This is a genomic window from Achromobacter animicus (assembly GCF_902859585.1).
Classification (GTDB): domain Bacteria; phylum Pseudomonadota; class Gammaproteobacteria; order Burkholderiales; family Burkholderiaceae_B; genus Achromobacter; species Achromobacter animicus.
Genome location: NZ_CADIJM010000005.1, coordinates 362,747 through 373,612, shown reverse-complemented (window position 1 = coordinate 373,612; position 10,866 = coordinate 362,747). Strand labels below are relative to the sequence as shown.

Annotated in this window: 7 protein-coding genes; 3 read left to right on the top strand and 4 right to left on the bottom strand. The window is 63.1% G+C overall.

What is annotated here, in order from left to right:
- Positions 1-13 precede the first annotated feature (13 nt).
- Both HV681_RS15910 and HV681_RS27840 read left to right on the top strand, forming a co-directional pair.
- Positions 14-2,839: a T6SS effector BTH_I2691 family protein gene (locus tag HV681_RS15910; protein WP_175123966.1), complete on the top strand. Its 2,826-nt coding sequence runs from the start codon at positions 14-16 to the stop codon at positions 2,837-2,839.
- Between the two features lie 20 nt (positions 2,840-2,859).
- Positions 2,860-3,642, top strand: coding sequence for a DUF6708 domain-containing protein (locus HV681_RS27840; protein ID WP_254594988.1), 783 nt, complete (start codon positions 2,860-2,862; stop codon positions 3,640-3,642).
- A gap of 252 nt (positions 3,643-3,894) precedes the next feature.
- On the opposite strand, the gene HV681_RS15900 is transcribed toward HV681_RS27840, so the two are convergent.
- Positions 3,895-4,269: a glutaredoxin family protein gene (locus HV681_RS15900; protein WP_175123965.1), complete on the bottom strand. Its 375-nt coding sequence runs from the start codon at positions 4,267-4,269 to the stop codon at positions 3,895-3,897.
- Positions 4,270-4,507: 238 nt separating this feature from the next.
- Here HV681_RS15900 and HV681_RS15895 point away from each other — a divergent pair, with 238 nt between their 5' ends.
- Complete coding sequence (locus tag HV681_RS15895; protein WP_175123964.1) at positions 4,508-5,584, top strand: hypothetical protein; 1,077 nt, start codon at positions 4,508-4,510, stop codon at positions 5,582-5,584.
- 3 nt (positions 5,585-5,587) lie between these two features.
- Here the strand turns inward: HV681_RS15895 and HV681_RS15890 are convergent, their stop codons facing one another.
- From HV681_RS15890 to HV681_RS15880, 3 genes are all read right to left on the bottom strand, one after another.
- Positions 5,588-6,823 carry an MFS transporter gene (locus HV681_RS15890; RefSeq protein ID WP_175123963.1) on the bottom strand — a complete coding sequence of 412 codons (1,236 nt, stop codon included), beginning with the start codon at positions 6,821-6,823 and terminating at the stop codon, positions 5,588-5,590.
- A gap of 133 nt (positions 6,824-6,956) precedes the next feature.
- The gene (locus HV681_RS15885) at positions 6,957-8,981 is read right to left on the bottom strand and encodes an acetyl/propionyl/methylcrotonyl-CoA carboxylase subunit alpha (protein ID WP_175123962.1); all 2,025 of its coding nucleotides are present in this window, start codon (positions 8,979-8,981) and stop codon (positions 6,957-6,959) included.
- Positions 8,982-9,054: 73 nt separating this feature from the next.
- On the bottom strand, positions 9,055-10,662 hold the full coding sequence (locus HV681_RS15880) for a carboxyl transferase domain-containing protein (RefSeq protein ID WP_175123961.1): 1,608 nt from the start codon (positions 10,660-10,662) through the stop codon (positions 9,055-9,057).
- Between the last annotated feature and the right edge of the window lie 204 nt (positions 10,663-10,866).

The following is a 10,866-nucleotide window of genomic DNA, read 5'->3' as shown; positions in this document are numbered from 1 at the left end:
GTCCGACAGCGTATTGAATCGCTATCTCCACAGTTTCGCGGGCGAAAAGTCGCCAATGGCCATCAGGTTTTACGAGCTTGACTTGCAGACTGCGCGGAACGATCCCGCGAGCGTAGGCATCGCGATGACGGAGCAGAGCCTTCAGGTCGATCAGCATGTGCTGGAATATGCGACCCCGACCATTGGGGATTTTGTCAGCGTGCACGGCTTTTGCTCGCGCAATCATCGCTTGAACGCCCTGGAGGGTTTCGTCCGAACTCAGACACAGCGCGAGCAATTGCCGAATGGCGTGTTGGCGCTGGTCCTGCCCGACCCGGTCGGGTTGGTCCAGGAAATCAATCATCAGCGCCTGGGCTGGCTAAGGGAGCGGCAGGCTTATGAGGTTGACCCGCTCAACAACTATAAATTCTTCACGTCCGAAAGCCTGAAGCGCCTGCGTGAACTTTGCAAGGTGGCCGCGGACAACGCCATTGCCCACAGTCCCTATGCTGCCCACAATGGAACGCCGGGGCCGCCGGTATACCGCGATCCCGCTCTCGAGCGAGCCGAACAGGTGGAGCACAAGGCTGAAAAGCTGCTTGCACGTCTTGACGAGCGATATGACGAAGCTGCGCGCGCCAGTTGGGAGAGGGCGTTCGAAGCGCACAAGGCGCGGTTGCAGACGCAAGTGGATAAGCTGGCCGAACTCTACACAGACCAGATCCTCAACAACGCGATGTTCCGTGTGGCGGAGCACCATGACTACGATGCGCAAAACGCGTACTCAGTATTGGGTTACATCCGCACTATGGAGCTGTGCCTGAGCGGCGGCATCACCGAAGCAACGCCTAAACCAGACTCCAAGGGCAACATTCGACCCGTCACCGGCCCGTCGGCGCGCGCTTGGGAAGCCTGGATCAAGGATGGTGAAAGCATCGTCTTCAAAACGCTGCTCGCGCTCGACAAAAACCTGATGCGAAGCCTGGTTCCCACGTTCAGCAATCAGGGCGAACTGGATTGGAACGACTTCGGGAAGCTCTATGCCCCGGTTACCAAGATCATCAACAGTAACGACCTGGGTGAAAAACTCATCTGGCCCAACGTCCAGGACGCGATCGCCAGTGTGCTGGCGGCTTACAACAGTGCGGTGAGCCGACTGGAACTGAAGGTTGATGCCGGCGTGCGCAACGTCGCCACGCGCGTGAACAGCGCATCGCTCCTGCTGTATTCGCGGACGTACATGACCCAGGTCGCCGTTCAGATGAAGCTGGGCGAGTTTTACACATTGATGTGCAAGCAGATCGGGGAAGACCGCAACAGGCTTGCTGCTGCCATCGCGCAGGCGACCGGAAAGGCGCACAAGCAGGTGCGGTCGGTGCTGACTGCCGGTGTCCTCAGTCTTGCCTTAAGTGACCCCAAACTCGCGGAACAGATGGTTGAAGTGGTGCTCTGGGTCGAAGGCAACGCGAATGACCTGCGAAAGCGGTTCGGCGACGTCGTCAAGGATGCCACCCAGCAAACAGGGGAGGTTATCGGAGACGCCGCGCGCCGAGCCGGCGAAGCGCTAAGCGAACTCAAGGTGCTCGCTGGCACGCTGGAGCCGGGGGCACGCAAGGCGTTAGCCGGTCTTCAGCTCAGCGCGTCGCGGGCTGCCGAGCTCGCGCGGTCCGGATTGAGGGGCGCGCGCAGTGCTGCATCCATCGCCCGCGGAACGGTCGGGAGCGCTGAATTGCTGATTGCCGTTGGCGGCACGTACCTACTATCGCAGGGTTTGCGCAAATCGGTTGAAGCCGTGGATGCCACTTTCGGAGCCAAACACGAGGAAGCCGTGCTGGCGGTGTACTCGGCCTCAATCGGGGTGTTGGGGGGAAGTATTGAGGTGGCGGGAATGACGATGAGGGCCAGCGCTGAGCAAGCGAGGAAAGTTCTCCGCGCGCATGCGTCGAGTGTCGGTGCCATCAGTCAGCTCGCGGACGCTGGTAAAGCACTGGCGCGCTTTGGGGGAATACTTGGCGCGGTGTCTGGGGCTTTTGACGCTGTTGCGGCTTTAGCTGCAGCTGGTCGTGCCGGTGATGCTGGCGGTAAATCAGCAAGATCTTGGTACTTCGGTGCTGCAGGATTATCCGTCACAAGCGCGGGCTTTGCGGTGTACGCCCTCTATTCCGCCTCGACGACAATATTGAGTGCAACCTGGGTGCTTGGGCCTGTCGGGTGGGCAATTCTTGCTGGAATTAGTGCGTTTGTCTTTCTGCAGCTTGGTGGGGAGGCTGAGTCGTCTCCCTTAGAACGATGGGCGTATCGTAGTCACTTTGGACTATCGGAAAGTGATAAGTTTGACGACGCGAATTCGGCAGTTTCCGCATTGAATGCGGCGGTTCTTGGGGTCGATGCGCAGGTGGTGTTTGGTTCTATAGTGCGAGCCGTCCACTACGAAGGGAAGGCTGCCGCCATGGGTGGGGCGGAGGGAGGGCCGGCGGTTATACCGAAATTGCAATATCAAATAGTCATGCCTCGCTACGATGTCTCCCGCGTAGCCTTTAAGTGGCGACTTATCGTAAAGCGGTATTCCGGCGAGCAGATTATGGCGTCCGGTATGCACCCACTCGGTGATCCCAAGTCAAGTGAACATAGCATCCCGCTACAGCGGCTGGATTATGTGCCTGAAAGTAATGCGCCGACTAGCCGCGAGCGCACGGTTACTGCAGTAGAGGAAGGAAAGGAAACCTTCCTTATTGTGGAAGGCTCGATCGAACTCAAAGTTAGTCACGATATCGATGAGGCACGAATCGTTCTAGAGTACCTACCAAACATTCACGACTCAGAGATGATCGCAATCGTGGACGTTTCGGAGGCCAAATGACAACGTCTCCGAAAGCTCTCTTGGACATTCCGACTGCTGGATGGAAAGCTGATCTTCCGCTTCCATGGGCACCACCGGATCATATTTTTCATCCAATCGGCGTCGCACCAAATTACGTGGACGAAATCTACCTTGAGTTGCATACCGCCAAAATATTGAATCGAACGGTGGTTTGCGCTTGTGGCATCTTTATTCTCACGATCGCGTTTCTAATGCTCGTAATGTTGTTGCTTGAGCTTGCAGACGGAGCATATGCATTTAAATCAAATCCATTGGCTTATGTCTCTTTATTGGGAGCAATAATGGTCAGTTTCGTCCTGGGAATAGGCATGTTACGCACAGGTATAGCCGCCCCTCGAGACGAGCCCATTCGTTTCAACCGCAAGCGAGGCAAAGTTTACGTGTACCGATTTCACAGCGGCGGACCGATCTGTCGAAAGGGTTGGGGTGTTCGCCCGGAGGCATTCGACTGGAAGGACCTCCGAGCCGAAGCCTGGAGTCGCAAGGCGCCGACCCCCAGCGGTGTGCCGATTTTCGCGTGGGGCGTGGATATCGCTGTGGTGGCGCCGGGCACCAATCACGTCATTGACCGCTTCCAACTAGCCGGCAGCAACGCCAACGGCGAACACATGTGGGCAATGGCGCGTGCGTTCATGAACCGTGGACCGGAGGCGTTACCCCAGTATCCAAACCCGCCTCGTGATTGGAACAACGATGTGCCGCCCTACCACTTAGCCCTGCGTCTAGCGCCGAAGGTGGAGTGGCCGGCGGATATGGACGTCGAGTCGCGCACGGGGATGTAGAACGCGTTTATTCATCAGCACCCGAGTCATACCCAAATTATCTTGTCCACCCGAGCCGCAGGCAGAGGGCGAATTCTGTTAAGCCTTCTGCGGAGAAGGTCTATTGGTCAAGCACGATCCCGGAGTATGCGCAAAACCACCCCAAAAGCGGTGATGAAGGATGCTGACGCTGCGGGGAAGTTCCTGGTGCGTTCTTTATACGCCTGAAAGCGGCCTGCCGGATTTTTTGGCGGGCCGTTGCTTTATGTGCGATCAGGCAACGTGGGCAAACCGCTTTTCCAGGTAAGCGATGATGTCGTTGGACTCGTACATCCAGCGCGTGCCCTCGGCGTCTTCGATGCGCAAGCAAGGCACCTTCACCTTGCCGCCGCCCGCCTGCAACGCGGCGCGCGCGTCGGGGTCGTGCTTGGCATCCTTCAATGCAACCGGCACGTTGAGCCGATGCATGGCGCGGCGCGTCTTCACGCAGAAGGGGCAGGCTTGGAATTGATACAGCGAGAGCTCGGCCGCGTCGGCGTTGACGGCGGCCTGGCCTTGCGGCGAGCGCTTCTGCGGACGCGGACGGGTCAGTGCGTCGCCCAGGACAATGATTTGACCCAGGCCGACACGTAGGGCTTTAACGAGCATGAAGGGGGACTCGGAATGTTGAGAGAGGCTGCCAGTCTACTCTGTGCGGCGGCACGGGCACGGGCACGGGCGCGTGTGCGGCGCGGCCCATAGCGCGATGCGGCTTGGCGCATTCCCCGACACTTGCCGCGATATGATGCCCTGGCCGTCTCGCCCGATTTCGCGCTGGCAGGATTCAGCCCGATGGTGGCAGGCGCCCGTTTGTTCAACACCCGAAATCACAGAGGAACGAAGACCGATGACCCTGTTTCGCCGCGTGGTTGCCCTTGTATGCATGTCTGCCCTGTTCGCCCCGCTCGCTGCGTTGGCACAGTCGCCAACGGATCGCGCGCTGGACGCCGAGGCCGCAGCCCTGAGGGAGCGACATCGCGCGAACACCGACAAGCTGCTGGATCAAGCCCGCGAGGACATGGCGCTGGTGGTGATGCCGACCGTCAATTTCGATGCGCAGCCGCAGCGCGATTTTGATGATGCCGCCACGCGGGACCAATTCACGCGCCAGAGCAGCACGCTTTTGCATTGGCAGCATGTGACCGAAAAGGGATACGCGATGACGGTGGGGCAAGGTAAGCACAAGTTCGATGCCGCCGACCTCGGGCCGATGTTTCAGACGACGCGCGGCGGGTTGACGTATCAGGTGATTCCGGTCTGGCCCGGCGAATACCGGCTCAACCGCATTACCTATCACCAGCCGCGTACGGCCTTGCCGGACACGGACGCGCGCGCCAAGTCGATGGATTTTCAGAAAGATCTGGGCATGGCAACGCTGACGGAGACGGCGGATGTCGACTTCAAGAAGACAGGACCCTGGACGCCGCTTGCACCCGGCGAGGATGGGCTGGGCGAAGGCTGCCAGGTCATGTTGCGCTTCGGGGAAGGCTGCAATGAGGCCGCGCGGGAGTATCGCTGGGTCGAGGACGCCAAACGCGCATTCCACGAACGCACGGCGGAGATGGTGCCGGTTGCGGGCGTTGACACCGAGCTGCTCTTCACGCCGTTGGCCACGATCACGCTGAAGGCGGGCGACGTGGTGCTGATGGATGGATTCAAGCTGCCGGACGACCAGCCGGTCATGGTCAAGGATTCGTGCGGGGTGTTGGCCAGGGAATGGGTGTGTTTGCTGGAGTCGATGACGCTCGAACGTCTGCCCGCCAGCATCGAGGATTTTCGGAAGGCGCGTAGTGCTGCCAGTTTCCAGCTGCCGAAGCTGGATGCCGCGTTGAAGGAGCTGGTTTATCGGGAACCTAAGTACTATTTCGAACCGGCGGCTGGGGTACCTAATCGGTTTGAGATGAGTAAGGAAAGCTGGAAATAGCGCCTAGGTCTGCGCCACCTCATTCCCATTCAACGTCCGAAGCCGCCTCAACTCTGGAAACCACCGCATCCAAAGCGCTGCGACCGCAATCGTCCCCACCCCGCCAATCACCACGGCGGGCACCGCGCCGAACAATTGCGCAGTCAGCCCCGACTCAAATTCTCCAAGCTGATTCGACGCGCCGACGAACAAGGTGTTCACCGCGCTGACCCGGCCCAGCATGTGATCGGGCGTATTCAACTGCACCAGCGATGACCGCACGACAACGCTGACCGCATCGGCCGCGCCAAGCACCACCAGCGCGGCGATCGATAGCGGGATCGACGTCGACAGCCCGAACACCGTGGTCGCCAGGCCGAATACGATGAGCGACCCGAACAGCAGCCGGCCAACGTTCTCACCCAGGCTCAATCGCGCCAGCGTCAGCGACATCAACGCCGCACCGCAAGCCGGAGCAGCACGCAAAGCACCAAGCGCCCACGGCCCCGCATTGAGAATGTCCTTCGCAAAGATCGGCAGCAGCGCCGTCGCTCCGCCCAGCAGCACCGCAAAGAGGTCCAGCGACAGCGTGCCCAGCAGCAACCGGCGCTGGAATATGAAGGTGATGCCGCCAAACAGCGTGTGCCACGTCGTGGGCTCTTTGCGCGGCGGCGCGCGTTCGATGACGAGGGTGGCAATGGCGATGAAGGCCGTCAGATACAACGCGGCGGCGACGCAGTAGATCCACCCTGCTCCGAGGCTGTATCCGACGCCGCCCAGCGCGGGGCCGGCGATCTGGGCGATCTGACCGCCGGAGGAGGACAGCGCGGTGGCGCGCGGGAGCCATTCGCGGGGGACGACGGCGGGGATGAGCGTGGAGAGGGTCGGCGCTTCGAAGGCGCGCGCCGAGCTCATGATGATGATGGTGGCGTAGATGAGCGTCTTGCCGCCGACGCCGTGCAGCGCCGCAATGGCGAGGACCAGCGTGGCCAGGGCTTCGAGCGCCATGCAGAGGGCGACGATCTTGCGGCGGTCGTAGCGGTCGGCGACGTGGCCGACGACGAGCGTGAGTGCGGCCATCGGGAGGAACTGGGCAAGGCCGATGAGGCCCAGGTCGAGCGCGCTGCCGGAGAGCGCATAGATCTGCCAGCCAACGGCGACGGAGACGATCTGAAATGCCAGCGATGCAGCGACGCGGCCGCAGAGGAAATGCAGGAACGGCGGACGGGAAAGCGGACTGGGCTTGTCGGCGGCGGACATGGTGGGCGTGGCGCGGGGGGAAGCGCCGATTCTAGGCGAGGGGCGCTGACGGAGAGCTAAACCGCGGCGGGCCCCAAAACCAAAACGGCTCCCGGCGTTACCGCCGGAAGCCGTCAGGCAAGCGCAAACAGCCTTACTCGATCGACACCAGTTCGGCGCCTTCGGTCACCTGATCCCCCACCCCGTAGAACACTTCGCCCACCGTACCGTCGGCGGTGGCAGAAATGGTGTGCTCCATCTTCATCGCTTCCATCACAAGCAGCGGCTGGCCCTTCTCGACCTTGTCGCCGGCCTTGACCGAGATCGAGATGATCTTGCCCGGCATGGGCGCGGCCAGACCCGCGCCGTGCTCTCCCTGCGTGTCCTGCGAGTGCGTCAGCGCGTCGTACAGCTCCAGGACGTGCGAGCCGTCCTCGCGGAAGACATAGGCGCGGTCGCCGTGCAGAACGACCGTGCCGGCGCTCTCATGTCCTTGCAGGGTGATCCGCAGACCGTAGGTCAGGTTGGGGTTGGCACTGGCGTGCGAGCGCCACAGGAAGGGGCGCGCGCCGTCGCCGGTGTCCAGCGTCCACGCGCCGCCCTGACGGGCGACGGTGACGTGACGGGCTTCGCCGTTGTCGGTCCATTGCAGTTGGCGCCGATACTGGCCGCCCAGACGCCAGCCGTCGCGCGCGTCCCACGGGTCGGTGGGGCCTTTGCCTGCGCCTTGCGCGCCCGGCTGTGCGAGGCCTTGGCGAACCAACACGGCCGCGGTGGCAAGGGCCAGTGCGTCGGCGTCGGCGGGCTTCGGGTCAGGCAGCAACGTGGCGCGCTGGCGTTCGATGAGACCCGTATCCAGATCAGCAGCCGCAAAGGCGCTGTCCTTCATCAGCCGTGCCAGGAACGCGACGTTGGTCTGCACGCCCACGGCCTGCGTCTGCGCCAAGGCCTGCAGCATGCGGGCGCGGGCCTGGTCGCGGTCGGCGCCGTGCACGATGAGCTTGGCGATCATCGGGTCGTAGAACGGCGTGATGGTGTCGCCCATGCGCACGCCGCCGTCGACGCGGATGTCGCCATTGGCAAACGCGGTGTGCGGCGGCAGGCCCAGGTAGGCGAGCGTGCCGATGGACGGCAAAAAGCCCTTCTCGGGGTTCTCGGCGTAGATGCGGGCCTCGATGGCGTGGCCGTTGATGCGCAGGTCTTCCTGGCGCGCGGGCAGCGGCTGGCCGGCGGCGACGCGCAGTTGCCATTCGACGAGGTCGTGGCCGGTGATCATTTCGGTGACCGGGTGCTCGACCTGCAGGCGCGTGTTCATTTCCATGAAGTAGAAGCGGCCGTCGGGCTCGGCGATGAACTCGACGGTGCCCGCGCCCACGTAGCCGACGGCGCGCGCGGCGGCGACGGCGGCCTCGCCCATGGCGCGGCGGCGTTCTTCGGTCATGCCGGGGGCCGGCGCTTCTTCGATGACCTTCTGGTGGCGGCGCTGCACGGAGCAGTCGCGCTCGAACAGGTAGACGCAGTTGCCGTGCGTGTCGGCGAACACCTGGATTTCGATGTGGCGCGGCTTTTGCAGATAGCGTTCGATCAGGACGCGGTCGTCGCCGAAGCTGGAGGCGGCTTCGCGCTGGCACGAGGCCAGTGCATCAAGAAATGCGCCGGACGATTCAACAATGCGCATGCCTTTGCCGCCGCCGCCCGCGCTGGCTTTGATGAGCACGGGATAGCCGATGGCGTCGGCCTGCGACTTGAGGAACTGCGGGTCCTGGTTGTCGCCGTGATAGCCGGGCACGAGCGGCACGCCGGCTTTTTCCATGAGGGTCTTGGCGGCGGACTTGCTGCCCATCGCGGCGATGGCCGATGCCGGCGGGCCGACGAAGGCGATGCCGGCATCTTGCGCGGCCTGGGCGAAGGCTTCGTTCTCGGACAGGAAGCCGTAGCCGGGGTGGATGGCGCCGGCGCCGGTGTCGCGCGCGGCTTGCAGGATGGCGTCGGCGCGCAGGTAGCTGGCGCGCGGCTCGGAGCCGCCGATGTAGACGGCCTGGTCGCAGGCCGCGACGTGGCGCGAGTTGGCGTCCGCATCGGAATAGACGGCGACGGTGCGCAGGCCCATGCGGCGGGCGGTGGCGGCGACGCGGCAGGCGATTTCGCCGCGGTTGGCAATCAGCACAGTATCGAACATTGCGTTATCCAAGCTGAAGTGTTCGGAAAGGGCGCGAAGCGCGTAGAAGTGGGGTGCGGCCTATGCGTGCGACCTACATCCGGAAGACACCGAACTTCGTGTCTTCAATGGGCGCGTTCAGCGCGGCGGACAACGCCAGTCCCAGCACGCGGCGCGTGTCGGCGGGGGCGATGATGCCGTCATCCCACAACCGCGCAGTCGCGTAATACGGATGGCCTTCGCGCTCATACTGTTCGCGAATCGGGGCCTTGAACGCCGTCTCTTCATCCGCCGACCATTGCCCGCCGCGCGCTTCGATGCCGTCGCGCTTCACCGTCGCCAGCACGCTGGCCGCCTGCTCGCCGCCCATGACCGAGATGCGGGCGTTGGGCCACATGAAGAGCATGCGCGGCGAATACGCGCGGCCGCACATGCCGTAGTTGCCGGCGCCGAACGAGCCGCCGATCAGCACGGTGAACTTGGGCACGTTGGCGGTGGCCACGGCCGTCACCATCTTGGCGCCGTGGCGCGCGATGCCTTCGTTTTCGTACTTGCGGCCGACCATGAAGCCGGTGATGTTCTGCAGGAAGACCAGCGGGATCTTGCGTTGCGCGCACAGTTCGATGAAGTGCGCGCCCTTCTGCGCGGACTCGGAGAACAGGATGCCGTTGTTGGCGACGATGCCGACGGGCATGCCGTGGATGTGCGCAAAGCCGGTGACCAGCGTGGGGCCGAAGCGCGCCTTGAACTCGTCGAACTCGGAGCCGTCGACGATGCGCGCGATGACTTCGCGCACGTCGTAGGGCTTGCGGGTGTCGGCGGGAATGATGCCGTTCAGTTCGCTGGGATCGAAGCGCGGCTCGCGCACGGGAATCGTGGCCAGCGGCTGCGGCTTTTTGCGGTTCAGGCGCGCTACCGCATTGCGAGCCAGTTGCAGCGCGTGCATGTCGTTGGCGGCCAGGTGGTCGACCACGCCGGACAGGCGCGTGTGCACGTCGCCGCCGCCCAGGTCTTCGGCGCTGACTTCTTCGCCGGTGGCGGCCTTGACCAGCGGCGGGCCGCCCAGAAAGATGGTGCCCTGGTTGCGCACGATGATGGACTCGTCGCTCATGGCGGGCACATAGGCGCCGCCGGCGGTGCACGAACCCATCACCACGGCGATCTGCGCGATGCCTTGCGCCGACATCTGCGCCTGGTTGTAGAAGATGCGGCCGAAGTGGTCGCGGTCGGGAAAGACCTCGTCCTGCTGCGGCAGGTTGGCGCCGCCCGAGTCCACCAGATACACGCACGGCAGGTTGTTCTGCGCGGCGATCTCTTGCGCGCGCAAGTGCTTTTTGACCGTCATCGGATAGTAGGTGCCGCCCTTGACCGTGGCGTCGTTGCAGACGATCACGCACTCGGTGCCGGACACGCGGCCGATGCCGGTGATGACGCCCGCGCCGGGCGCGTCGCCGTCATACATGCCGTGCGCCGCCATCGGCGACAGTTCCAGGAACGGGGTGCCCGGATCGATCAGGTTCTCCACGCGGTCGCGCGGCAGGAGCTTGCCGCGCGCCGTGTGCTTGGCGCGAGCGGATTCGCTGCCGCCCAAGGCCGTCTGCGCCAGTTGCTGGTTCAGATCGTCCAGTTGCGCCTGCATGGCGCTGGCGTTGTCGATGTAGTCCTGCGACCGCGGATTGATGCGGGATTCGATGATGGGCATGGGGTACCACCCGTCCTGCTTGATTGGAATTTGAAGGCGCTCGATAAGAGCGGGTTGTCTCGCTGCCCGGTGGGCCGGGCATTCTTGTCGATTTGGAAAATCAGGATTTCGTTGCGCCTTTCCTGCCTGGCCCGCGACCGACCCGTCGCGGTGATTGCCCTGCCAGAAAGGCGCAGCGGAATCCTGCTCGGGGGAGGGACGAAA

Excerpts from the sequence above, each read along its gene's own strand:
- HV681_RS15900 (WP_175123965.1), bottom strand. The coding sequence starts at position 4,269 with ATGCTCGTTAAAGCCCTACGTGTCGGCCTGGGTCAAATCATTGTCCTG.
- HV681_RS15880 (WP_175123961.1), bottom strand. The coding sequence starts at position 10,662 with ATGCCCATCATCGAATCCCGCATCAATCCGCGGTCGCAGGACTACATC.
- HV681_RS15895 (WP_175123964.1), top strand. The coding sequence starts at position 4,508 with ATGACCCTGTTTCGCCGCGTGGTTGCCCTTGTATGCATGTCTGCCCTG.
- HV681_RS15885 (WP_175123962.1), bottom strand. The coding sequence starts at position 8,981 with ATGTTCGATACTGTGCTGATTGCCAACCGCGGCGAAATCGCCTGCCGC.
- HV681_RS15890 (WP_175123963.1), bottom strand. The coding sequence starts at position 6,823 with ATGTCCGCCGCCGACAAGCCCAGTCCGCTTTCCCGTCCGCCGTTCCTG.